This window comes from Palleronia marisminoris, from assembly GCF_900172315.1.
Lineage (GTDB): Bacteria > Pseudomonadota > Alphaproteobacteria > Rhodobacterales > Rhodobacteraceae > Palleronia > Palleronia marisminoris.
The window spans coordinates 147,633-170,989 of sequence record NZ_FWFV01000001.1 but is presented as its reverse complement, the minus strand read 5'-3'; the positions used below and the strand labels follow the sequence as shown (position 1 = coordinate 170,989).

23 protein-coding genes are annotated in these 23,357 nt (G+C 66.8%); 6 read left to right on the top strand and 17 right to left on the bottom strand.

Annotated elements, in window-relative coordinates:
* Nucleotides 1-10 precede the first annotated feature (10 nt).
* The 8 genes from PAM7066_RS00840 to paaN all read right to left on the bottom strand — a co-directional run bounded on the left by PAM7066_RS00840 (nucleotide 11) and on the right by paaN (nucleotide 8,135).
* A complete protein-coding gene (locus PAM7066_RS00840; protein ID WP_085852230.1) occupies nucleotides 11-1,048 on the bottom strand; it encodes an enoyl-CoA hydratase/isomerase family protein in 1,038 nt (345 codons plus the stop codon).
* Between the two features lie 45 nt (nucleotides 1,049-1,093).
* Nucleotides 1,094-1,903 carry an enoyl-CoA hydratase/isomerase family protein gene (locus tag PAM7066_RS00835; protein WP_085852229.1) on the bottom strand — a complete coding sequence of 270 codons (810 nt, stop codon included), beginning with the start codon at nucleotides 1,901-1,903 and terminating at the stop codon, nucleotides 1,094-1,096.
* A 47-nt stretch (nucleotides 1,904-1,950) separates the two neighbouring features.
* Entirely contained in the window at nucleotides 1,951-2,649 is a 699-nt protein-coding gene (locus PAM7066_RS00830) for an ABC transporter ATP-binding protein (protein ID WP_085852228.1), read from the bottom strand.
* Nucleotides 2,636-3,421, bottom strand: coding sequence for an ABC transporter ATP-binding protein (locus tag PAM7066_RS00825; protein ID WP_085852227.1), 786 nt, complete (start codon nucleotides 3,419-3,421; stop codon nucleotides 2,636-2,638). The genes PAM7066_RS00830 and PAM7066_RS00825 overlap by 14 nt, the downstream gene beginning before the upstream one ends.
* Nucleotides 3,418-4,365 carry a branched-chain amino acid ABC transporter permease gene (locus PAM7066_RS00820; RefSeq protein ID WP_085852763.1) on the bottom strand — a complete coding sequence of 316 codons (948 nt, stop codon included), beginning with the start codon at nucleotides 4,363-4,365 and terminating at the stop codon, nucleotides 3,418-3,420. The genes PAM7066_RS00825 and PAM7066_RS00820 overlap by 4 nt, the downstream gene beginning before the upstream one ends.
* Nucleotides 4,366-4,367: 2 nt before the next feature.
* Entirely contained in the window at nucleotides 4,368-5,240 is an 873-nt protein-coding gene (locus tag PAM7066_RS00815; RefSeq protein ID WP_085852226.1) for a branched-chain amino acid ABC transporter permease, read from the bottom strand.
* Nucleotides 5,241-5,301: 61 nt separating this feature from the next.
* The gene (locus tag PAM7066_RS00810) at nucleotides 5,302-6,444 is read right to left on the bottom strand and encodes an ABC transporter substrate-binding protein (RefSeq protein ID WP_085852225.1); all 1,143 of its coding nucleotides are present in this window, start codon (nucleotides 6,442-6,444) and stop codon (nucleotides 5,302-5,304) included.
* Nucleotides 6,445-6,482: 38 nt separating this feature from the next.
* Nucleotides 6,483-8,135 carry a phenylacetic acid degradation protein PaaN gene (gene paaN / locus PAM7066_RS00805; protein WP_085852224.1) on the bottom strand — a complete coding sequence of 551 codons (1,653 nt, stop codon included), beginning with the start codon at nucleotides 8,133-8,135 and terminating at the stop codon, nucleotides 6,483-6,485.
* A gap of 96 nt (nucleotides 8,136-8,231) precedes the next feature.
* Between paaN and paaG the strand changes: the two genes are divergently transcribed.
* The 4 genes from paaG to PAM7066_RS00785 all read left to right on the top strand — a co-directional run bounded on the left by paaG (nucleotide 8,232) and on the right by PAM7066_RS00785 (nucleotide 11,447).
* Nucleotides 8,232-9,020, top strand: coding sequence for a 2-(1,2-epoxy-1,2-dihydrophenyl)acetyl-CoA isomerase PaaG (paaG, locus tag PAM7066_RS00800; RefSeq protein ID WP_085852223.1), 789 nt, complete (start codon nucleotides 8,232-8,234; stop codon nucleotides 9,018-9,020).
* On the top strand, nucleotides 9,020-9,454 hold the full coding sequence (gene paaI / locus PAM7066_RS00795; RefSeq protein ID WP_085852222.1) for a hydroxyphenylacetyl-CoA thioesterase PaaI: 435 nt from the start codon (nucleotides 9,020-9,022) through the stop codon (nucleotides 9,452-9,454). The genes paaG and paaI overlap by 1 nt, the downstream gene beginning before the upstream one ends.
* Nucleotides 9,455-9,470: 16 nt before the next feature.
* Entirely contained in the window at nucleotides 9,471-10,778 is a 1,308-nt protein-coding gene (paaK, locus tag PAM7066_RS00790) for a phenylacetate--CoA ligase PaaK (protein ID WP_085852221.1), read from the top strand.
* 69 nt (nucleotides 10,779-10,847) lie between these two features.
* Nucleotides 10,848-11,447, top strand: a complete 600-nt coding sequence (locus PAM7066_RS00785; protein ID WP_085852220.1) for a TetR/AcrR family transcriptional regulator — start codon at nucleotides 10,848-10,850, stop codon at nucleotides 11,445-11,447.
* A gap of 19 nt (nucleotides 11,448-11,466) precedes the next feature.
* Here PAM7066_RS00785 and paaZ read toward each other — a convergent pair whose 3' ends face one another.
* The 9 genes from paaZ to PAM7066_RS00740 form a co-directional block, all read right to left on the bottom strand.
* On the bottom strand, nucleotides 11,467-13,530 hold the full coding sequence (gene paaZ, locus PAM7066_RS00780; protein ID WP_085852219.1) for a phenylacetic acid degradation bifunctional protein PaaZ: 2,064 nt from the start codon (nucleotides 13,528-13,530) through the stop codon (nucleotides 11,467-11,469).
* On the bottom strand, nucleotides 13,530-14,303 hold the full coding sequence (locus PAM7066_RS00775) for a Phenylacetic acid catabolic protein (RefSeq protein ID WP_085852218.1): 774 nt from the start codon (nucleotides 14,301-14,303) through the stop codon (nucleotides 13,530-13,532). The genes paaZ and PAM7066_RS00775 overlap by 1 nt, the downstream gene beginning before the upstream one ends.
* Nucleotides 14,293-15,369: a 1,2-phenylacetyl-CoA epoxidase subunit PaaE gene (gene paaE, locus PAM7066_RS00770; protein WP_085852217.1), complete on the bottom strand. Its 1,077-nt coding sequence runs from the start codon at nucleotides 15,367-15,369 to the stop codon at nucleotides 14,293-14,295. The genes PAM7066_RS00775 and paaE overlap by 11 nt, the downstream gene beginning before the upstream one ends.
* Before the next feature lie 4 nt (nucleotides 15,370-15,373).
* On the bottom strand, nucleotides 15,374-15,895 hold the full coding sequence (gene paaD / locus PAM7066_RS00765; protein WP_085852216.1) for a 1,2-phenylacetyl-CoA epoxidase subunit PaaD: 522 nt from the start codon (nucleotides 15,893-15,895) through the stop codon (nucleotides 15,374-15,376).
* The gene (gene paaC / locus PAM7066_RS00760) at nucleotides 15,895-16,749 is read right to left on the bottom strand and encodes a 1,2-phenylacetyl-CoA epoxidase subunit PaaC (RefSeq protein ID WP_085852215.1); all 855 of its coding nucleotides are present in this window, start codon (nucleotides 16,747-16,749) and stop codon (nucleotides 15,895-15,897) included. Before paaC ends, paaD begins: the two co-directional genes overlap by 1 nt.
* Nucleotides 16,749-17,033, bottom strand: a complete 285-nt coding sequence (gene paaB / locus PAM7066_RS00755) for a 1,2-phenylacetyl-CoA epoxidase subunit PaaB (RefSeq protein ID WP_085852214.1) — start codon at nucleotides 17,031-17,033, stop codon at nucleotides 16,749-16,751. The genes paaC and paaB overlap by 1 nt, the downstream gene beginning before the upstream one ends.
* A 22-nt stretch (nucleotides 17,034-17,055) precedes the next feature.
* Nucleotides 17,056-18,048 (bottom strand): 1,2-phenylacetyl-CoA epoxidase subunit PaaA, encoded by a 993-nt coding sequence (gene paaA, locus PAM7066_RS00750; RefSeq protein ID WP_085852213.1) that lies wholly within the window; start codon nucleotides 18,046-18,048, stop codon nucleotides 17,056-17,058.
* A gap of 22 nt (nucleotides 18,049-18,070) precedes the next feature.
* Nucleotides 18,071-19,276, bottom strand: coding sequence for a 3-oxoadipyl-CoA thiolase (gene pcaF, locus PAM7066_RS00745; protein ID WP_085852212.1), 1,206 nt, complete (start codon nucleotides 19,274-19,276; stop codon nucleotides 18,071-18,073).
* Between the two features lie 104 nt (nucleotides 19,277-19,380).
* Entirely contained in the window at nucleotides 19,381-20,241 is an 861-nt protein-coding gene (locus tag PAM7066_RS00740) for a PaaX family transcriptional regulator C-terminal domain-containing protein (RefSeq protein WP_175484534.1), read from the bottom strand.
* Nucleotides 20,242-20,343: 102 nt separating this feature from the next.
* On the opposite strand from PAM7066_RS00740, the gene qhpR reads away from it, so the two are divergent.
* Both qhpR and PAM7066_RS00730 read left to right on the top strand, forming a co-directional pair.
* Nucleotides 20,344-21,237, top strand: coding sequence for an AraC-like transcriptional regulator QhpR (gene qhpR / locus PAM7066_RS00735; protein WP_139214921.1), 894 nt, complete (start codon nucleotides 20,344-20,346; stop codon nucleotides 21,235-21,237).
* A 122-nt stretch (nucleotides 21,238-21,359) separates the two neighbouring features.
* Complete coding sequence (locus PAM7066_RS00730) at nucleotides 21,360-23,342, top strand: copper amine oxidase (RefSeq protein ID WP_085852210.1); 1,983 nt, start codon at nucleotides 21,360-21,362, stop codon at nucleotides 23,340-23,342.
* Nucleotides 23,343-23,357: the final 15 nt, after the last annotated feature.

The following is a 23,357-nucleotide window of genomic DNA, read 5'->3' as shown; positions in this document are numbered from 1 at the left end:
ACTCTCACATTTATGCCCTGAAGGTCAGGGCGTCTCGCGCGAGTGGCGCCAACATGTGGTCCACGTCGGCTTCGGGGACTTCCATGGACGCGTGCCGCCATTTCGGCTGCCGGTCCTTGTCGATGATGGCAGCGCGGATGCCTTCGAGGAAATCCCCGTGCTCCATGATCCGGTAACTGACGCGGTATTCCAGTTCGAGCGCGTCGCGGATGGTGAGCGACGGCCCGCGGAGGCGGCGGATCATCTTGAGCGTCACGGCCATGGAAAGCGGCGCGTTCCGTTCCAGCGCCGCCCTGGTCTCTCGCGCGAAGTCCGATCCATCTGCGCGGAGCGCACGCACTATGTCGGCCAGCTCCTTGCCGCCGAAGAACAAGTCGATTTGCGTCTGCCAGTCGACAAGCTTGCCGTGAGGCGCGGCCCGCGCGGCCTCTGCGACGGCACCGGCGTCGCCTGAAGCGATCAGGGCGTCCTTCAGCGCGGGCCATTCCGCTTCGGGCACGAAATGATCGGCGAAACCCGCGTACAGCGCGTCACCCGGTTCCATCCTCGCGGCGGTGAGGCCCAGGTATTCGCCCAGCCGCCCCGGCGCCTGCGCCAGGCGATAGGTCCCGCCCACATCGGGAACGAAACCGATGGAGCATTCCGGCATGGCGATCCGGGCGCTTTCGCCCACGATCCGGTGCGAGCAGTGCCCGCCTAGCCCTACGCCGCCACCCATGACGAACCCGTGCAGGAAGCTGACGATCGGCTTGGGGTACTCGGCGAGCCTGGCGTTCATACGGTACTCGTCGCGCCAGAAACTGCGGCCGTAATCGTAGTCGCCTTCGATACCGCTGCGATACATCTCCGCTATGTCGCCGCCGGCGCAGAACGCCTTCGTCCCCTCGGCGTCGAGGATTACCAGAGCGACCTGCGGGTCTTCGGCCCAGTCATCCAGCGCACGCGCGATTTCGAGGCACATCGCCCAGGTCAGCGCGTTGAGCGCCTCGGGACGGGAAAGGGTGACGCGGCCGACCATTCCTTCCTTGCGGATGTGGATCTCAGGCATGGCCAGACAAACGCAGGCCCTTGGCCCCCGCATCGGCTCGTTTCATCACAGAGGCGATCGCGGGTCGAACTTCGGCGGCCGCTTTTCGGCGAGAGAAGCGAGGCCCTCCTGGACGTCGGGGCCGTTGAAGCCGGTGAATTCGAGCGCCAGCGACGTATCGAAGATGGGGCCGGCCTGCCGCAGCCAGTTGTTCAGCGCGAACTTGGTCCAGCGCAGGGCCGAGGGCGATCCGGCGGCCAACTTCCGCGCGACATCGAGAGCCTTCTCCTGCAACTCGTCAGGTTCGGTGCAGAGCGAGATCAGGCCGATCCGTTCAGCCTCCTCGCCGCTCACCGGCTCGCACAACAACAGGTAGTACTTCGCCTTCGCCAACCCGCAGAGCAAGGGCCAGACAATCGCTGCATGATCACCCGCAGCGACGCCAAGCCGGGTGTGCCCGTCGATAATCCGCGCGTCCTTCGCGGCGATCGAGATGTCCGCCAGCAAACCTGCCACCAGCCCCGCACCCACGGCCGGCCCCGCCATCGCCGAGACCACGGGTTTCGAGCAGTTTATCAAGTTGTAGACCAGGTCGCGCGCTTCCTTCCAGACCCGGGTCAGGGTCTCGAAGTCCTGCGTCATCTCGCGCACGAGGTCGAGGTCGCCGCCGCCGGAGAATGCCTTCCCTGCGCCCCGGATGATCACCGCGTTGACCTGCGGATCCGCGTCGACGTCCCGCCAGATCCGCACCAGTTCACCGTGCATGATCGCGTCGGCCGCATTCAGGCGCCCGGGGTTCTCCATCGTCACCCGCAGGACGCGCTCTGCCGGCCAGTCGAACTTGAGCCGCTCGTAGTCTTCGTAGCGAGTGGTCATTCTCGTCTCCGTATCACCCCAGGACCAGGTCGAATGAGCGGCTGGTGCTAGGTTCCAAGATATGCGTCGCGGATGCGGGGATCGGTGAGCAGATTGCGGGCCATGCCCGAAATGATCACCTGGCCCGTCTCCATGACATAGGCGCGGTCGGCGAGACCGAGGGCCGCGCGGGCGTTCTGCTCGACCAGCAGGATGGTCATCCCGCGATCCCTCAGTGTCTTCAGCGTATCGAAGATCTGCTTGGTCAGCAGCGGGGCGAGGCCCATGGACGGCTCGTCGAGCAGCAGGCAGGAGGGGCGGGCCATCAGCGCCCGCGCGATGGCGAGCATCTGCTGTTGACCGCCGGACAGCCCGCCCGCGGGCAGGTGGCGCTTCTCTTCCAGGATCGGGAACATCGCGTAGCTCTCGGCCATGTCCGACCGAACGCCCCTGGAAGAGCGGGAATAGGCCCCGAGGCGGAGGTTCTCTTCCACCGAGAGGTTGGTGAAGATCTGGCGCCCTTCGGGAGACTGCGTCAGGCCAAGCGCCGCCCGGCCGTGCGCTGCCGCCGTCAGGGGCGCGCCGCGAAAGATCACCCGGCCGCCCGACACCGGCTGGATGCCCGACAGGCAGCGCAAGAGCGTCGTCTTGCCGGCGCCGTTCGCACCGACGACGGTGACGATCTCGCCCTCGGCGACCTCCAGATCGACGCCATGAAGAACTTCGATCCGGCCGTAGCACGATTTCAGCCCCTCAACCGTCAGCATGGGCGTCGTCCTCTTCTTCCGCGCCGAGATAGGCCGCGATCACCTCGGGATTGCGTGAGACTTCGGCCGGCGGACCTTCCGCGATCTTCCGTCCGCGATCGAGCACGATGACGTGGTTCGAGATTTTCATGACGAGCTTCATGTCGTGCTCGACCAGCAGGATCGCGACGCCCTCGCGGGCCAGTTCGGCGATCAGGGCGTCGATCTCTTCGGTCTCGACCGCGTTGCAGCCGGCGGCAGGTTCGTCCAGCAGCAGGATGCGCGGATCCACCGCCAGCGCACGCGCGATCTCGAGGCGTTTGAGCCGCCCGTAGGAAAGGTTGCCGGCCTCTTCATTGGCGAGATCGGCCAGGCCCACCCGGTCGAGCAGCGCCATGGCGCCGTCCCGGGCGACCCGCGCGCGGCGATGGACCGAGGGCAAGCTCAGCATGTCGGCGAGGATCGATCCCCGTTCGCGCAGGTGGAACCCGGCCACGGCGTTGTCCAGCACCGACATCTCCTGGAAGATCTGCAGGTTCTGGAACGTGCGCGACAGGCCGAGCGCGGCCAGGTGATGCGGCTCGGTCCCTGTCACCTCTTGCCCGTCCAGGTGCACCGAGCCGCGCTGCGGGCGGTAGACCCCCGAGATCATGTTGAACAGGGTCGTCTTGCCCGCGCCGTTCGGCCCGATGACCGACACGATCTCGCGTTCGGAAACCTCGAAGCCGACGCCGTCGACCGCCTTCAGGCCGCCGAAGCTGATGCCCAGGTCCTTGATCTCGAGAAGGCTCATTTCCCCGTCCTCCGCAGGCGCCGTGAGATGTAGGGAAGAAGTCCCTGCGGCATGAAGATCATCACGACGATCATGATCGCACCCAGAACGAGCTGCTCGTAATCGGCAAGCGCCGTCAGGACCTGCGGCAGGATCGTCAGGATCGCCGCGCCGAACACCGCCCCCATGATCGATCCCGCGCCGCCGAGGACGGTCATGGTGACAAGCTCGATCGAGTGCAGGAACCCGGCGACGTCGGGCGTGATGTAGCGGTTCTGCAATGCCAGCAGCGATCCCGAGACCGAGGCGTAGACGGCCGAGATGACGAAGGCCTTCAGCTTGTAGCTCGCCACGTCGATGCCGACGGTCCGCGCCGCGACCTCGGACCCGTGAAGCGCCCGCATCGCCCGTCCCGTGGGGCTGTCGAAGATGTTGAGCGCGATCCAAGCGCCCAGGATCAGCACGATGCCGCTGACGGCATACCAGAACTCGCCGCCGCCGATGCGCCAGCCCAGATCGCGCAGAAGATCGCGCAGCCCCAGCTCGGCCACGGCCATGCCGTCGGGACCGCCGGTCAGCGCCCGTTCGTTCTGGATCACCATGGCGACGAGGATGCCGAAGCCGAGCGTCGCAACGGCCAGGTAATAGCCGCGCAACCGCAGGATCGGGCGGCCGATCAGAAGGGCCGTCACCCCCGACAGGGCCGCCCCCGCCAGAAGCGACAGCGCGGGATGCAGGCCAAGCCATTCGGGGCCGAGGGCACAGGAATAGGCGCCGATCCCGGCAAAGCCCGCATGGCCGAGACTGATCTGGCCGGCCTGTCCGATCAGGATCGCCAGCCCGATCACCGCCAGCGCGTTGACGAACACGAGGGCGCCGATCCGGTAGTAGTAGCCCGACGGAAACAGCAGGGGCAGGGCGGCGATGAGCGCGGCGAGGATCGCGAGTTGAAGCCATTTCGACATGATCACACCCGATCCGCGGAGGTCTTGCCGAACAGGCCCTGCGGCATCACGAAGAGCACGGCGAGGATGACGATGAAGGCCACGGCGTCCTTGTATTGCGAGCTGAGATAGCCAGCCGTCAGCGCCTCGAGCAGGCCGAGCGCCAGCCCGCCCACAAGCGCGCCCTTCGGGTTGCCCATGCCGCCCAGCATCGCGCCCGCGAAGCCCTTGAGGGCAAGCGCGACGCCGACATCGTAGGAAATCAGCGTGATGGGCGTGACCAGCACTCCGGCCAGCGCACCGATGGCGGCCGACAGGCCGAAGGACAATGTCATCACCCAGTTGGTGTTGATCCCGACCAGCTGCGCCGCAAGCCGGTTATTGGCCGTGGCAAGCACCGCCTTGCCCATCAGGGTCCGCGAGAAGAACAGCCACAACGCGACGAATACCGCGACCGCGCCGCCGATCACCCAGAGCGATTGCGGCAGGATCGTCGCCCCCATGACCTCGATCGGGTTCTCGCCGGTGAAGGCGGGGTAGCGGTGGATCTGCTTGTCGAAGATCAGCTGCGTCGCGCCCCGGATCAGGATCGAAGCGCCGATGGTGATGATGATGAGCGATACGACGGGCGCGCCACGGGCTGGCTCGATCGCGAACTTGTTCAGCGCCACGCCGACCGCCGTGGTGACCGCGATGGCAAGCGCTGCGGCAAGCATGAGCGGCAGGCCCGCGTCATGGCCGAACCAGGTGATCATCCCGCCCAGCATGACGAACTCGCCTTGGGCGAAGTTTACCACGTCCGACGCGTTGTAGATGATCGTGAAGCCCAATGCGACGAGCGCATAGACCGCCCCGACCGTCAGGCCGGAGAAGACGAACTGCAGTAGGGCGTCCATGAGCGTCTCCGCTGAAGGGTGCGTTTGGAGCGGCGGGGCTGGGCGCCCCGCCGCGTCCGGTTCACTCGATCGAGCGCCAGGTTCCGTCGGCGACTTCCAGCATCCGGAAGGCCGAGAGGTCGAGGCCAAGGTGGTCCTCGGCGCTCATCGAGTAGGTGCCGGTGGTGCCGACCAGCCCTTCGGTCGCCTCGAGCGCGTCGCGAATGGCGTCCGGTTCGGCCGAGCCCGCCTCGCGGATGGCGTTCGTCATCAGCTGGAACGCGTCATGCGCATAGCCGCCGAAGGTCGACGGGCTTTGGCCATAGCGCTCTTGGTAGGCCGTGTTGTACGCGGTCACGACCTCCTTCTGAGGGTCGCCTTCATCGAGCAGGTCCGCGATCAGCAGTGCGGTCCCGGGCAAGCGGACGCCTTCCGCCGCGTCCGGGCCGGCAAGCTCGATGAACGCATCCGACGCGACGCCATGGCTTTGATAGAGGGGCGTCTCGATCCCGAGCTGGCTGTAGTTGCGCGTCACGATCGCCGGTCCCTGGCCGAAGCCGGGGTTCAGGATCGCCTGGATCCCGTCGGTGTTGCGGATCCGGGTCAGCTGAGGGGTCATGTCCGCGTCGCCGGGGCCGTAGGTCTCGTCCGCGGCGACCTCGATGTCGTACTCGCCCGCGACATCCTTGCACTGGGCCTGCATAGAGGCACCGAAGCCGTCGGTGCCCGAGATCATGCCGATCGTCGTGATCCCGCGATCGGTCATGTCGGCGAAGATCTTCTCGCAGGCCATCCGGTCGGTATGGGGCGTCTTGAAGACGTATTCCTTCACCGGATCGACGATCTCGATCGCGCCGGCCAGCGAGATGAAGGGGATGCCCTCGTCCTCGGCCAGCGAGGCGATGGACATGGTCGTCCCGGTGGTCGAGCCGCCGATGATCGCCGTGACCTCGTCATCCTCGATCAGGCGGGTGGCGAAGGTGCGGGCCTTGTTCGGGTCGCCGCCATCGTCGTAGAGGACCAGCTCGACCTGCTCTCCGTCGATGCCGCCTTCCTCGTTCAGCTGCTCGACGAGCATCTCCAGTGTCTTCGCCTCGGGATCGCCCAGGAACGCGGCCGGACCGGTCGCCGAGACGCTGGCGCCGAGGCGAATCTCGGCGGTGGCAGCGTTGCCCAGGCCGATGGCGGCAAGCGTCAGAAGTGCGGTGGTTGTGCGGAACGTCATTGTTTCTCCTCCCTGATGAAACATGCGTGGTTTGGCGGTCAGGCGGCCTTGGGCCATCTGACCATGACACGCCGGAAGCGGGGCGCGACGAAGGCGGTATCGGTAAGGCTGGCGTTCCCGGACGGGTTCGCCCCTGTGACGTGGAAGTCCGAGAAGGCGGCCGACTGGTTCACGTAGATGCCGCTGGTAAGGTTGACCGAAAGGTTCACCCCGGCCTTGGCGAAAGCGCGCCCGGCCCTGTCGATCACGTCGGGATCGGTGCAGTACAGCGCTGCGGTGATGGCCCCCTTCCGCCGGGCAATCCCCGAGGCCGCCCGGATCGCATGCTCGGCGTCATCGCACGGCACGAGAAACGCGACCGGACCGAAGCACTCGTCCGTATGGGGGCCTTGATCGGGGCCGTCGACCACACTGAGCCAGGGCGTCGCGCTGCGCCCGACGCCGGTCGGCGCGCCCTCGCGGATGATCCGGCCCTGCCGGGCGGCTTGTTCCGCGCGGGCGGATACCTCGGGGCGGACGATGGCGCCGCAGACGGACGCGGCGCGTTCGGGATCGGCGAGAAGCGCGTCTATGGCTTGCGCAAGGACGCGGCCGACGTCTTCGAAGCTCTTGTGTCCTTCGTCGGTGTCGATCCCGTCGCGGGGAACATAGACGTTCTGCGGCGACGTGCACATCTGGCCGGAATAAAGCGCGAAGGAGAACGCGAGGTTGGCGCACATCCCCGCGAAGTCGTCGGTCCCGAGGATCGTGACCGAGTTCACGCCGGTCTCCTCGGTGAAGATCAAGGTGTCGCGGGCATTGGCGCGAATCCAGTCGGCGAAGGCGCTCGATCCGGTGTAGTCCACGATGCCCACGGCGGGATCGGTGACGAGGCTCTTCGTGATCTCGGCTCCCGCCTCGTCGGCCGCGAGAAGCACCGCGTCACGGGGCAGGCCGGCCTCGGCCAGGACCTCGCGCAGCACGCGGACGGTCAGCGCGAGGGGCAGGATCGCGCCGGGATGCGGCTTGACGATGACGGTGTTGCCGGTCGCGAGGCTGGCGAAAATCCCGGGGTAGCCGTTCCAGTTGGGGAAGGTGTTGCACCCGATCGTCAGCGCGACCCCGCGCGGCACGAGGTGCCAGCGCTTCTCGATCACGATCGGGTCCCGCTTGCCCTGCGGCTTCTCCCAGAGGCTGCTCGCGGCGGTGCGATTGAGTTCGTCCCACGCGACGGCGACGGCTTCGAGCCCACGATCCTGGGCATGGGGACCGCCGGCCTGGAACGCCATCGGGAAGGCCTGTCCGGTGGTATGTTCGGTGGCGTGACCGATCAGGAAGCTCATCGCGTTGAGCCTCGCGAGCGCCTCGAGGCAGACACCAACGCGTGCCTCGGCCGGGGCATCGGCCCAACCCTCGGCGGCGGATTGCGACGCGGCGATCAGTGTTTCGGGCTTCGCAGCGGGGTAGGAGATACCGAGATCTCCGCCCCAGGGCGAGGTTTCGCCCCCGACGCGGGATTCTTGCGGGTGGTCTCCGATCTCGAAGGCTGCGTTCAGCGTCGCGTCATAGGCGGCCTTGCCGTCCGCGCGGGCAGTCTCGCCATAGAACTTGCCGCTGGGGATCTCGGGGAACGGCGTCCAGAAGGTTCGCTGCGAAGCCGCCTCGACGGCGCGCAGCAACAAGTCCCGGTGGCGGGCAAAGTGATCGACCATGTCTCCTCCCATGTCGTGCTCGCATTATTGACCGACCGGACGGTCTATGCAAGTTTGAATCTCGACCTTGCCTCTTCGCAAGGCGGGAGGAGACACATGACCGAGAGCGAGACCGTCAAGACCGCCGTTCGTTCCGGCGTCCTGCTTGTGACGCTGAACCGGCCCGACAAGCTGAACGCGTTCAACGACGAGATGCACGGCGCGCTGCGCACCGCGTTGGAGAATGCCCGCGACGATGCAGGGATTCGCGCGATCCTGATCACCGGGGCGGGGCGCGGGTTCTGCGGCGGGCAGGATCTGGGGGACCGCGACCCGAGCAAGGGGCGCGCCGATCTCGGCCACACGATCGAGACGTTCTACAACCCGCTGCTGCGGCTCATGCGGTCGATCGAAAAGCCCATCATCTGCGCCGTGAACGGCGTTGCGGCCGGAGCAGGGGCGAACATCGCCTTCGCCTGCGACATCGTTCTGGCGGCCCGGTCGGCAAAGTTCGTCGAGGCGTTCGCGAAGCTCGGCCTCGTTCCGGATTCGGGCGGAACGTGGTGGCTGCCGCGTATCCTTGGCGAGCCCCGCGCGAAGGCCCTTGCCCTGACCGGCGAACCCGTTCCCGCGGAACAGGCGGCCGACTGGGGCCTGATCTGGCGCGCGGTGGATGACGAAGCGCTGCAGGACGAAGCGACCGAGCTTGCGGAGAAACTGGCCGCCGGCCCCACGCTGGGGCTGGGACTGACAAAGCGGCTGATCCAGGAGGCGGCGACCGCCGATCTCGATACGCAGCTCGATGCGGAACGCGACGCGCAGCGACAGGCCGGGTTCTCGGACGATTATGCCGAAGGGGTCGCAGCCTTCCTGCAGAAGCGCGCGCCCGCGTTCCGGGGGCGGTGATGAGCGACCAGGACCGCGCCGAGGCCTGCGCCGCCCGCATGTGGTCGACCGACCATGCCTCGCAATCGCTTGGTATCGTGATCGAGCGCGTGGCGCCGGGGCAGGCCGAGCTGTCGATGACCTTCACCGACGCGATGGCGAACGGTCATGGCATGGTTCACGGCGGCTACATCTTCGCGCTGGCCGACAGCGCCTTCGCCTTCGCCTGCAACACCTATGACGAGGTGACCGTCGCGCAGCATTGCGCGATCACCTACCTGCGCCCCGGGCAGGCGGGCGAACGGCTGACGGCGACGGCGCGGGAAGTCTCCCGCTCGGGCCGGTCGGGCATCTACGATATCCGGGTCTGTCGGGCCGACGGCACCGCCGTGGCCGAGTTCCGCGGCCACTCGCGCAGCCTCGGCCGCCCGATCCTGGCCGAAACCGCACAATGATCTGGGAGGAGATGACATGAACGACCTGACCCCCGACCGCACGACGCTCGACCCGATCGAGACGGCGAGCCGCGACGAAATCGCCGCCCTGCAGGTGAACCGCCTGAAATGGTCGCTGTCCCACGCCTACGAGAACAGCCCCTTCTTCCGCGCGAAGTTCGACGCGGCGGGCGTCCACCCGGACGATTTCTCGACGCTCTCGGACCTTGCCAGGTTTCCCTTCACGACCAAGCAGGACCTGCGCGACAGCTATCCTTTCGGGATGTTCGCCGTCCCGCGCGAGAAGCTGGCGCGGATCCACGCCTCGTCAGGGACCACCGGCAAGCCTACCGTGGTGGGATACACGGCGCGCGATATCCACAACTGGGCCGATCTCGTCGCCCGCTCGATCCGCGCGAGCGGCGGGCGCAAGGGCGACATCTGCCACATCGCCTATGGCTACGGCCTCTTCACCGGCGGCCTCGGCGCGCATTACGGGGCGGAACGGCTTGGTTGCACGGTCGTCCCCGTCTCGGGCGGGATGACCGAGCGGCAGGTCACGCTGATCCAGGACTTCAAGCCGCGGATCATCATGGTGACGCCGTCCTACATGCTGTCCATCCTCGACGAGTTCCGCCGGCAGGGGCTAGATCCGCGGGAAAGCTCGCTCGAGGTCGGGATCTTCGGCGCCGAGCCCTGGACGAACGAGATGCGCCGCGAGATCGAGGATCTCTTCGACATGCACGCGGTCGATATCTACGGCCTGTCCGAGATCATGGGCCCCGGCGTCGCCAACGAATGCGTCGAAGCGAAGGACGGCCTTCATATCTGGGAGGATCACTTCTACCCCGAGATCATCGATCCAGACACCGGCGACGTCCTGCCCGACGGGGAACTGGGCGAACTGGTCTTCACCACGCTGACGAAGGAAGGTCTGCCGATGGTGCGCTACCGCACTCGGGACCTGACGCGCCTGCTGCCGGGCACCGCGCGATCCATGCGGCGGATGGAGAAGGTGACCGGCCGGTCGGACGACATGATCATCCTGCGCGGCGTGAACGTCTTCCCCACGCAGATCGAAGAGCAGCTGTTCAAGTGCAAGGGCCTGGCGCCGCATTTCCAGATCGAGCTGGTCAAGAAGAACCGGATGGACGCGATGATCGTCCATGTCGAATGCCTACCGGACCACGCCGAGCCCGAGGCCCGAGCGCGCGCGGCACAGGAGCTGGCGCATCATGTGAAGTCGGTGGTCGGTGTCTCCACGCAGGTCATCGTTCACGATCCCGACGGCGTCTCGCGCTCGCAAGGCAAGGCGCAGAGGGTCGTCGACTCCCGCTCGGCCTGAGCGGGCGGCTGGTAACAGGAGGCATGGCGGGCTAGAGGGTCCGCCGGTCGCCAACGGGAAGAATGCACCATGGCCAGAACGCGCGCGAACGACTTCGAGGAAAAGAAGCTCGGCCTTCTCAAGGAGGCCGCGCGCGTCTTCGCGACGCAAGGCATGGACAAGGCGTCGATGTCGCAGATCGCGACCTCGGCGGGCGTGTCGAAATCGCTTCTCTACCACTATTACCCGTCGAAGGACGCGCTGATCTTCGCGATCATCCGCGAACATCTCGAAGAACTCGAACAGTCGCTGGACGACGTTCCGACGGAGGGCCTGACGCCCGAACAGCGTCTGCGCCTACTGGTCGGTGCCGTTCTGGAAGTCTATCGCGGCGCCGACGACCAGCACAAGGTCCAGCTGAATGCCGGGCCCGCGCTGTCGGACGCGCAGCGCGACGCGCTGAACGCGCTGGAGCGTCGGATCGTCATGCGGTTCTCGACCCTGCTGCGCGAAATCCATCCCGAACTCGCCTCGAAAGACAGGCCGCTCCTGATGCCCGTCACCATGTCTCTCTTCGGGATGATGAACTGGGTCTACATGTGGTTCAAGGAAGGCGGCGCGATCTCGCGCGACGACTACGCCGACGTGGCGACCACGCTGATCCTCGAAGGGGTCAAGGCCGTCCGCTAAGCGAACGGCCACACCGGGGTCAGTCCTTTAGCGGCCAAGTCTTCGCCACCATCGTCAGGACGTCATACTCGGCGACGATCTCGTCCTTCTGATTGGTGACGCGGGCGTCCCAACGAACCTCGCCGTGATCGGCATTCTCGCGCGGATTGATCGCCTTGCAGGTCAGCCTGACCCGCAGGCTGTCGCCGAAATAGACCGGCGTCACGAAGCGCAGGTTGTCCACGCCGTAATTCGCCAGGACCGGGCCGGGCTCGGGCGAGACGAAAAGGCCTGCGGCGAAGGAGGCGATCAGGTAGCCGTGGGCCACGCGATCCTCGAAGAACGGGTTGGCCTTCGCGGCGTCGCTGTCCATGTGGGCGTAGAAGGTATCGCCGGTGAACTCGGCGAAATGCTCCACGTCCTCCTGCGAAACCTCGCGTGCGTCGGTCAGCACCTGGTCCCCGATCCGGAGCTCGGCAAGCGACTTGCGGAACGGGTGAACGTCGTCACGGACGGGCGCGCCGTCGACCCATTCGCCGGTGACGGCGGCAATCATCTCGGGCGTGCCCTGTACCGCGGTGCGCTGCATGAAGTGCTTCACGCCGCGCATCCCGCCCATCTCTTCGCCGCCGCCCGCGCGGCCGGGGCCGCCATGGATCAGCGGCGCGAGCGGCGATCCGTGCCCGGTCGAGGATTTGGCCGAACCGCGATTGCCGATCATCACGCGCCCGTGCCACGTCGCCATGCCCAGCACGACCTCCCGCGCAACCTCGGCGTCGTTGGTGAACAGCGACGACACGAGCGAGCCCTTGCCCATCCGCGCCAGCGTCACCGCCTCATCCGTGTCGGCATAGGCCATCACGGTGGCGACGGGCCCGAACGCCTCGACCTCGTGGACGGCGCGCGCCCGCATCGGGTCGGCGCAGCGCAGCAGAACGGGGTTCAGGAACGCGCCCGTGTCGGGATCGCCCGAGACGGTCTGGACCCGCGACGGATCGCCGACGACGATCTCGGCCTCGGCGGACAGTTTCGCGACCTGCTCGCGCACCGTCTCGCGGTCGCCAAGGCTGACAAGGGCGCCCATGCGGGCGTCTGCGTCGTCCGGCAGGCCGGGGATCGCCTTGCCAAGCCGCGCGGCCAACGCGTCGATCACGGCGTTTTCCTGGGCGGCGGGCACGATGACGCGGCGGATCGCGGTACATTTCTGTCCCGCCTTGGCCGTCATCTCGCGCGCGACCTCGCGCACGAAAAGGTCGAACTCGGGGCTGTCCGGACCGGCGTCAGGGCCGAGGACGGCGGCGTTGAGGCTGTCGGCCTCCATCGTGAACCGGACCGAGTTCGAAAGGATCGCCGGATGAGCCCGAAGCTTCAGGCCCGTATTGGCCGACCCGGTGAAGGTGACGACGTCCTGCGGTGTGACGTGGTCGAGAAGGTCGCCCGCGGATCCGCTGAGCAACTGCAGTGCCCCGTCCGGCAGGATGCCCGTCTCGAGGATCGCGCGGACGACGCTTTCGGTCAGATAGGCGGTCTGCGAGGCCGGCTTCACGAGGCAGGGCATCCCCGCAATCAGGGACGGCGCGATCTTCTCCAGCATGCCCCAGACGGGGAAGTTGAACGCATTGATGTGGATCGCCACGCCTTCCATCGGCGACAGGACGTGGCGCGCTACGAAGGATCCGTCCTTCGACAGCTGTTCGACCGGGCCTTCCGGCAGGACGCGCGCATTGGGCCATTCGCGACGTGCGCGCGACGCGAAGGTCAGCAGGGTGCCGATCCCGCCGTCGATATCCACGAACCCGTCCTTGCGGGTCGCGCCGGTGCGGAAGTTCTCCTGGTAGAAGGCCTCTTTCACCTCCATCAGCTTTAGGCCCACGGCCTTCAGCATCAGCGCGCGTTCGTGGATGGTATGCCGACGCAAGCCGGGGCCGCCCACCCGGCGCCCCCAGTCGAGGGCGGCCGCGAGGTCGAGCCCTTCGGCGCCGATCCGGGCAACCGTCTCGCCAGTGGCGGCATGCGCGATGTCGCGTCCTTCGCTCTCGCCGGCACGCCACGCCCCTTCAAGGTAACTTTCGAGGCGACGGGGGGCTGCGCTTACGTCGAACATCAGGAGATTCCTTCCGGGTCGAGGCCAAGGGACGACAGCCTCGCGCGGGCATCCGTCGTCCATTCGGCCAAAAGGTCGGTGTTTGCGCGATGGCGCAGACCCATCTCGCGCAGGCGCTCGAACCTGCCGGATGCGGCGGGGCCGAACGTCTCGGCCACGCGCGGATACCAGTAGGCGACCGACGCCTGCGCCTCGGCGCGACCCTCATCCGAGGCGACGATCCGTTCGAGACCTTCCAGCCCGAGCTCCATGTGGCGTCGTTCGCGCGGCGCGATCTCGCGGACCTGCTCGGCGAAGGGTTCGTAGGAGGCGTGCGACAGTTCCGACAGGTGAACGAGGGTCGCAAGCCCCATCAGCACGTTCAGGACCACCGCGTCCGTCCACCCTGCAAGCGGGTAGTGGAAGACCGACAGGCGCATGTCGCCGCCCTGACGCTCGGGGTTCAGGCGCGCGTCACGATCCACCCGCGCGGCCCAGTCATGGACGCGATTGTAGAGCGACTTGTCCATGCCGAACTCTTCCATCAGGTCGAGGACACGTTCGGCATGGTCGGCCTTTTCCAGCGTGATACGGCTGGCGGCGATGCGCTCCTTGATGCCGGGCGCCCAGTTGATCGCGCCCGCGAACCCGGCCGAACCGGCCAGCTCGCTGTCCACGAAGGAGGACATCATCCGCAACAGTTCGCCGCGGTAGCGGGGCGGCACGTTGTCGGGCGCGGTCAGCTTGCCCCCGCGCGCAAGGTAGTCGCCGATGGGCAGCGCGTCATTCGTCATAGCTCAGCACCACCTTGTCCGAGAGGGGGACGCACTGGCAGCTGAGGACATATCCCGCCCGCACCTCGTAATCCTCGAGCGCCTGGTTCTGGATCATCTCGACCTCGCCCTCCAGCACCTTGGCGCGGCAGGTCGAGCAGACACCGGCCTTGCACGACCATGGCGCGTCGATGTTGTTCGCCAGCGCCGCATCCAGGATGGCGGTGCCGTCCTTGGGCATCGTGAACGTGCGCGTGGTACCGTCGAGCGTCACCTTCGCCTCGCACATGTCGCCCTTGCGAGCCTCCTGCCGGGACACGGCGCGGGTCTTCGCGCGACCCGGCTGAGACGAGGCGAAGAGCTCGAACTTGATCCGGTCCTCGGAAAGCCCGTGCCGCTTCAGGCCCTCGGCCACGGTCAGCATCATCCCCTCGGGCCCGCAGATGAAGGCATGGTCGACCGACGCCGGATCGATCCAGCGTTCGAAGAGCGCGTCCATCTTCTCGGCGTCGATGCGCCCCGAGAAAAGGTCGATATCCTGCGCCTCGCCGCCCAGAACATGTAGGATCGAGAAGCGCCCCATGTACTCGTTCTTCAGGTCGTCCAGCTCCTCGCGGAACATGATCCCGCTGATCTGGCTGTTGGAATAGACGAGGGTGACGCGCGATCCGGGTTCCTCGGCCAGCGTCGTCTTGATGATCGAAAGAACCGGCGTGATGCCGGACCCCGCCGCGAAGGCGAGGTGGTGCCGTTCGGTCGACGGGTCGAGGTCGACGTGGAACTTGCCCATCGGCGGCATCGCCTCGACCGTGTCGCCGGGCGACAGGCCCTCGTTCGCCCAGGTCGAGAAGGCGCCGCCATCCACGCGCTTGATGGCCACGCGCAAGGTGCCGTCGTTGCGCCCCGAGCAGATCGAGTACGAGCGGCGCAGTTCTTCGCCGTCGAACGAGCGGCGCAAGGTCAGGTACTGCCCCTGCATGAAGGCGAAGGCGTCGGCAGACCCTTCGGGCGGGGTCAGCGTCAACACCACGGCGTCGCGGGTGTCGCGCCGGACATCGGTGACGGTCAGGGGATGAAATCGGGACATGGGCTCAGATGCACTTGAAATAGTCGAAGGGTTCCAGGCAGTCGCGGCACCGCCACGAGGCCTTACACGGGGTCGATCCGAACTGGCTGACACGCTCAGTCTCGCGCGACCCGCAGCGGGGGCATTCCACGTCGAGGGCGGACCGTCCTGCCAGCCGGGCGGCGCGTTGCGCCTTGCGGTCAGGCGTGCCGGTGTCGGGGATCGGGGGCGCGATGCCGTACGCTTTCAGCTTTTCCCGCCCCGCATCGCTGAGCCATTCGGTCGTCCAGGGTGGCGACAGGCGCCGCTCGATCCGCAGATCCTCGATGCCCTTGGCGCGCAGGTGCTTTTCGATCTCGAAGTTGATGACGCTCACGGCGGGGCAGCCGGAATAAGTCGGCGTCACCGCGACGACGAGCGTATCGCCCTGCCAGTCCACCTGCCGCACGATGCCGAGATCCACGACCGAGATCACGGGGATCTCGGGGTCCTCGACCTCGGCCAGCCAGCGCCAGATTTCGTCCGTTTGGGGGCGCGTGTCCAGCATCACCACTCGGCCCCCGGATACGCACGCTGAAGGAACTGCATCTCGGCCAGAAGGAAGCCCAGATGCTCGGTATGGCGCCCGCTCTTGCCGCCCTTCTGTGCATCGGCCTTCGCCTTGGGCAAGTCGAGCGTCGCCTCGTCAAGAACCTCGCGCACCGTCTCTACCCATTCGGTGCGCAACTCATCGGCGCGGGGGGCGATGCCCTCGGCCGCGACGGCCTCGTCGACGCTGTCGGTCATGAACATTTCGCCCGTGTAGGGCCAGAGGATGTCCAGCGCGTGCCTCATGCGGCGGTTGCTTTCCTCGGTGCCGTCGCCCAGCCGGATCACGAGGTCCGACGACCGCTCGAGGTGGTAGGTGACCTCCTTCAGCGCCTTGGCGGCAATTTCGGCCACGCGTGGCGAGGTAGAGGACAGCAGCCGGGTGAGCATCGCGTGATGCCAGGCGTCGAACAGGAACTGCCGCATGACCGTCTGCGCCATGTCGCCCTTCGGCAGCTCGACGATCAGCAGGTTGCGGAACTTCATCGCGTCGCGGAGATAGGCCAACCGGTCGGCATCGCGCCCCGCATCCTCGACCTCGGCCGCGAGGCCAAGCCACATCTGCGTATGGCCGATGAGATCGAGTGCGGTATTGGCCAGCGCGATGTCCTCTTCCAGCGCCGGGGCCTTGCCGCACCATTCGGAAACCCGGTGACCGAGGATCAACGTGCTGTCGCCCATCCGGCAGAGCCAGTCGAAGAAGGCCGGCTTCAGTTCGACGTTTTCCAGATGCGGATCGTGGGATTGCCCCTTGGCCGCGCGGGCGGCGAGCTCTTCCACATTCGGCGTGTTCATGTCGGGAAGGGATGGCATCACATATGCCCCACTTCATCCGGGATGTCGTAGAAGGTCGGGTGGCGATAGACCTTGTCCTCGGCCGGGTCGAACAGCGGTCCCTTGTCCGAGGGCGAAGACGCGGTGATGTCGGCCGAGCGGACGACCCAGATCGAGACGCCCTCCTTCCGGCGCGTGTAGACATCGCGCGCATTCGAGACTGCCATCTCCGCGTCAGGCGCGTGCAGGCTGCCAACGTGACGGTGGTTCAGCCCGTGCTGTCCGCGAATGAAGATCTCCCAGAGCGGCCATTCCTTCGACATGTCTTATCCTCCTTGGGGCGTCTCACTCGGCCGCGTGGCGGGCGGCGGCGCGGCGTTTGGCGGATTTCTCGGCATGGGCGGTCAGGCCATCACGGAACCACGCGCCCTCGTCCCAAGCGTCCTTGCGGGTGGCCAGGCGCTCGCGGTTGCAGGGGCCGTTGCCCTTGATGACGTCGAAGAACTCGGCCCAGTCGGGTTCGCTGAAGTCGTAGCCCTGCTTTTCTTCGTTCCATGCGAGCTCGGGGTCCGGGACGGTCAGGCCCAGGAACTCGGCCTGCGGCACCGTCTCGTTAACGAAGCGCTGGCGCAACTCGTCATTGGTGTTGATCTTGATCTTCCACGCCATGGATTTCTCGGAATGGACCGAGTCCTTGTCGGAAGGGCCGAACATCATCAGCGACGGGAACCAGAAGCGATTCAGCGCATCCTGCGCCATTTCCTTCTGCTCGGGCGTGCCGCGGGCCATCTTCATCATGATGTGGTAGCCCTGCCGCTGGTGGAAGCTCTCTTCCTTGCAGATGCGGATCATGGCGCGGGAATAGGGACCGTACGAGGTCCGCTGCAGCGGCACCTGGTTCATGATCGCCGCGCCATCCACCAGCCAGCCGACCGCACCCATGTCGGCCCAGGTCAGCGTGGGATAGTTGAAAATCGACGAATACTTCATCTCGCCGGAATGGAGCTTCTCCAGAAGCTCGTCGCGGCTTACGCCCAGCGTCTCGGCCGCGGAATACAGGTATAGCCCGTGGCCGGCCTCGTCCTGTACCTTCGCCAGCAGGATCGCCTTGCGCTCGAGCGTGGGGGCGCGGGTGATCCAGTTGCCCTCGGGAAGCTGGCCGACGATCTCGGAATGGGCGTGCTGGCCGATCTGCCGGATGAGGGTCTTGCGGTAGCCTTCGGGCATCCACTCCTTCGGCTCGATCTTCTCGTCGCGGTCGATGCGCGCCTGGAACGCCAGTTCCTCGGGGGTCGCCTCGGCGTCGCCGCCTTCGGATTTCACCATCTGGGCATACATGATCTTGTCCTCCTGAGAAGGGTCATACTCGTTCGAGGATCATCGCGATCCCCTGTCCGACACCGACGCACATGGTGCAGAGCGCATACTGCCCGCCGGTTCGGTGAAGCTGGTTGGTGGCATGGATCACGAGCCGCGCGCCCGACATGCCAAGCGGGTGGCCGATGGCGATCGCGCCGCCATTGGCGTTGACGTGGTCCGCATCGTCGGGCACGCCAAGCTCGCGCAGGACGGCGAGCGATTGCGCGGCGAAGGCCTCGTTCAGCTCGATCACGTCCATCTGGGACAGGGTCAGCCCGGCCCGGTCGAGCACCTTGCGCACGGCAGGCACCGGCCCCATGCCCATGATCCGGGGCGGCACGCCTGCCGCCGCCATGGCGACCACGCGCGCCCGGGGCGTCAGGCCGTTGGACCGGGCTGCTGCCTCGGAGGCGACGATGGCCGCAGCGGCCCCGTCATTGACGCCGGACGCATTGCCCGCCGTGACGGACAGGTCCGGCCCGTTCACGCCGCGCAGCTTCGCCAGCTTCTCTATGGTCGTGCCGGGGCGGGGATGCTCGTCCGTGTCCACGACGATCGGATCTCCCTTCCGCTGCGGGAGGGTGACGGGCACGATCTCGTCCGCGAACACACCCGCGGATTGCGCAGCGTCCCAGCGGGCCTGACTGCGGGCGGCGAAGGCGTCCTGGTCTTCGCGGCTGATCCCGTAATCCTCGGCCACGTTGTCGGCGGTCTCGGGCATGGAGTGGGCCCCGTGCGCCGTGGCCAGCTTGGGGTTCTTGAACCGCCACCCGATCGTGGTGTCGTACATCTCGGCGTTGCGCGAGAAGGCGGTGTCAGGCTTGGCGACCACGAAGGGCGCGCGGCTCATGCTTTCGACGCCGCCGGCCATCATCCAGTCGGCATCCCCGGCGCGGATCGCCCGCGCGGCCATGCCGATCGCGTCCATACCGGACCCGCACAGGCGGTTGATCGTCGTTCCCGGAACCTCGATGGGCAGTCCCGCCAGCAGCGCAGACATGCGGGCCACGTTGCGGTTGTCCTCGCCCGCCTGGTTCGCGCAGCCGAGGATCACGTCGTCCAGCCCCGCCCAGTCTGCCGACCCGTTGCGCTGCATCAGCGCAGCCATGGGAACAGCCCCCAGATCGTCCGCCCTCACGGACGACAATGCGCCGCCATAGCGCCCGACGGGCGTACGCAAGGCATCGCAGACGAAAGCGTCGGTCATGTGATCCTCCCCAAGCAACCGGGCAGATTGCGCCGCCGGTCTGCAAGGAAGGTAGGGCGAAAAGCATCACACGTAAAGGGGTGGTTCGAGAAATGTGTGATGCTTCACTGATCCGCAACCCGCAAGAGCCGAGAGATCCGGTCCCGTGTCGCGGGTGTCTCGAGCGGCAGAGGGGCTGTCTTGTCACCGAAACTCCGCCCGATCTCGGCATCGGCAGTCTCGGCCACAGCAACGTAGATCGAGACGAAGGCGTCTCGGGCTTCGGTTCCGGGCCAGTCCTGGGGAAGGGCCGACGGTGGCAGTCTCGGGTCGGGCAGGGCGGCCCGCCGATAGGCGTCGACCAGCCGCAGGCGCAGCGCCAATGCGGTCGCACCGTCAAGTTGGCTCGTGTCGCCAAGCGCCTCGGTCAGCGGACCGAACACGTCGAGGAAGGCGCGATACGTTCCCGCAACGTCCTCGATCGGCCAGAGCCGGGCGCCGGTGTCGGACAGGGCTTCTGGTGGAAGATCATCGGTCGACAGGACGGGGACATCGGGGGGGCGCAGGATGTCGGCGCGGTTCGGCGCCAGTGCCGCCACGGGGCCAAGCGCGGCCCACCCCCCCGAGTCCGGTCGCTGTGGTCCCAGGGCAAGAAGCCACCCTCGCGCGGGCGGCGGGGGTGAGTAGAGGATCCGCGCGGCCTCCGAGAATTCGGCCTGCGCGGCCGGAGTCAGGCGATAGTAGCTGCGCCGTCCGACACGCTCCCCTTCCAGGCGCCCCGCCGCGACGAGGCGCGATACCGCCGTTCGGACAAGGCTTTCGCTGATCCCCTGTCGCGCACAACACTCGATCATGGATCCCATCCACAGCGTTCCCCCGCGCGGGGCGGCGATATCGCCGTAGATCGTGACGATGAAGGACGAGGCGCGCGGGGCAGGACGGTTCAGGATGTCCCGGGCGAGGGCGAGAATGGGGATGTCGGTCATGATGGGCTTGGCGATCCGCATGTTGCCGTGGTTACATGACCCATTCTGGCGGAGGGGGAAAGATTGGCGCCCGCCCGGAGCGATTGGATCATCGACGGACCGATGCAGGCTCTTGGCGCCAAGCGCCATGAGGACGGGCGCGTGCCGCTCGCTCCGTTCGTCGTCGCGCTCGAGGCCGAGCACCTGCGCAACCCGGCGGGTTTCGCGTGGCAACTGGGGCGGGACTTCGATCTGCCGAGGCTCGGCGCCCTCGGGCGTGCGATCGCCGGTGCGGCTCGGCTGGGCGACGCGATGTCGCTGCTCGCGCAAGGGTTCCCGCTGATCCAGAGCGGCGCAGAGACCGTCTTCGAGGTCGACGCCGACCGGGCCGTCTTCAGCTACCGCCTCCATGACGGGCGCATCTGGCCGCGGGCAGGGGATGCGGAACTGACTCTCGGGCTCGTGGCGGGCATCCTTGCGCGGTTCGGGGTCGAACCCACGGACGGTGTCACGTTCCGGGTCGAGCGTCCTGACGATGCCCAACTGACCGGCCTGATGGAGGTCATCAGCTGTCCCATCGCCGCCGCAGCACCCGCGAACGCGGTGACGCTGCTTCCCAGGCTTCTGGATCGCCGGGCCGACCCCGACATCCTACTGCCGAATGCGGCGCAACCCGGTCTCGCCACGCTGGCCGACAGGGCGATGCCCCTGCCGTTGCGACTGCGATCTCTCGTGTATCGCGACCTGCCTCGCGGTGGCTTGTCCCAGGCCGGGGCGGCGCGCGCCCTCGGGATGTCGGAACGCACGATGCGGCGCCGGCTCGACTTGGACGGGACAGGTTTCCGCGAGACGGTGGACGATTGCCGCCACGCGATGGCGGTATCGCTCATGCGGCAACCGGGCCGGACGCTGGCGGAAATCGGGCTCGAACTCGGTTACGCGGATCAGGCGGCGTTCACGCGTGCGGCGCGGCGTTGGTTCGGCGAGGCACCGGCATCGGCACGCGCACGTCTCTGACCGCGCGCCATCAGTTTGGCCGGAAATGACAAGACGCCGACCGGGTTTCGCGCATCTGCTGACCGAACGGTCGGACAATAATGATCCGGCCCGAGTAACGAACAATTCGACAGGGCCACCTCATGACATATCGCAACCTGGGACTTGCCGCCGCCGCGGCGCTGACGCTCGGGGCAGGAAGCGCGTTTGCGCATCCGCTCGACGGGCTGACCGAGGACGAATTTTCGCGGATCGCCGAGATCCTCCGCGCCGAGGGGAACACGACCGAGACGACGCTCTATCCCCTCATCGAGCTGAAGGAGCCGCCGAAGGCCGACGTGCTGGCCTGGACGGAAGGCGACGACCTGCCGCGCCGCGCATTCGTGCAATACACCAGCCCCGAGGGTTTCCGCGAGGCCGTCGTCAACGTGACCGAGGGCACCGTCGAAAGCGACGAGGCCGTGGGAGAGACCGGCCAGCCCATGGTCCTGTTCTCGGAATTCATGGGCGCGCTGGAAGGATCGCTCGATGACGAACGAATGGTGGCGGCGCTGGGCCAGCGCGGCCTCAGCCCCGATCAGGTCTTCTGCCTGCCGCTGACCGCCGGTAATTTCATGACCGAGGGCCTTGAGGGCAAGCGGCTGATGAAGGTGCCGTGCTACGTGAAGCCCGAGGGCTCGAACTTTTACGCCAAGCCCATCGAGGGGCTGGTGGCGATCTACGACCTGACGACCTCCGAGGTGATCGGCGTCGAGGACACCGAGACCATCCCCGTCGCCGAGGACCCCTGGGGCTACACCGAGGAGGAAGTCGCCGAACGCCAGCCCCTGCGCCCCGAAACCGAGCGCGCCACCCTCAGCCAGGAGGGCGAGCCGAACTACCGGATCGACGGAAGCCAGGTCACCTGGGACATGTGGCGCTTCCGCACCCGGATCGACAAGCGCCCCGGCCTCGTCGTGTCCGACATCCAGGTGAACGACCAGGACACGTGGCGCCCGATCATCTACCAGACCCACCTCAGCGAGGTGTTCGTCCCCTACATGGACCCGAGCGAGGGCTGGTACTGGCGCACCTACATGGATAGCGGCGAATACGGGTTCGGCCTGTTCCTGACGCCCCTCACCCCGGGCATCGACTGCCCGGAATACGCGACCTTCATGCCCGCCGTCGTCAACGACGACACGGGACAGGCGCTCGAAATCCCCGACGCGATCTGCATCTTCGAGCGGTCCACGGGCGATCCCGCCTGGCGCCACTTCGAGGTCTTCGCGCAAGGTCCCGACACGTTCGTGCCGGCCGAGGGGCGCCCCTATTCCGAACTGGTCGTCCGCACGGCCTCGCAGGTCGGCAACTACGACTACCTCATCGACTACCGCTTCCAGCAGGACGGGCAGATGCGGATCATGGTCGGGGCGACCGGCCTCGACGCGGTGAAGGGCGCGGCCGCGACCTCGGTGGACAGCGAAACCTATGAGGCGGACACACGCTACGGCACCCTGATCGCGCCGAACCTCGTCGCGCCGAACCACGACCACTACTTCAACTTCCGGATCGACTTCGACATCGACAAGCCGGAGAACGAGTTCATGACCATGGACATCGTCCCGGCCGAGAACCTGCCACAGGACATCCCGCGGCGGTCGATGTGGGCGGTCGAACACACCATGCCCGAGACGGAAATGGCGGCGCGCTACCAGATCTCGTCGATGGCGCCGCGCTATTTCCATGTCTCCAACCCCGACAGGGAGGGGTATCTGGGCCACAACCCCGGTTGGATGATCCACCACGGCTCGGTCGCATACGGCCCGTTCGACTTCGAGAACGACCCGCCCTTCATGCGCAATCCCTATGTCGAGTACTCGGTCTGGAACACGGTCCACGATGCCGACGAGCGCTATGCCGGTGGCAAGTTCGCTTTCCAGTCGGACGCCACGGACACCCTTTTGTCCTACGCCCAGGATGACGAAAGCCTGCAGGGCAAGGACATCGTGACCTGGTTCACGGCGGGCTTCCATCACATCCCGCGGATGGAGGACTGGCCGGTGATGTCGACCGAGTGGAAGCAGGTCCACATCATGCCGCACAACTACTTTGCCAACAATCCGGCGATGACGCTTCGCAAGTAAGCCGGGGAAGGGGGG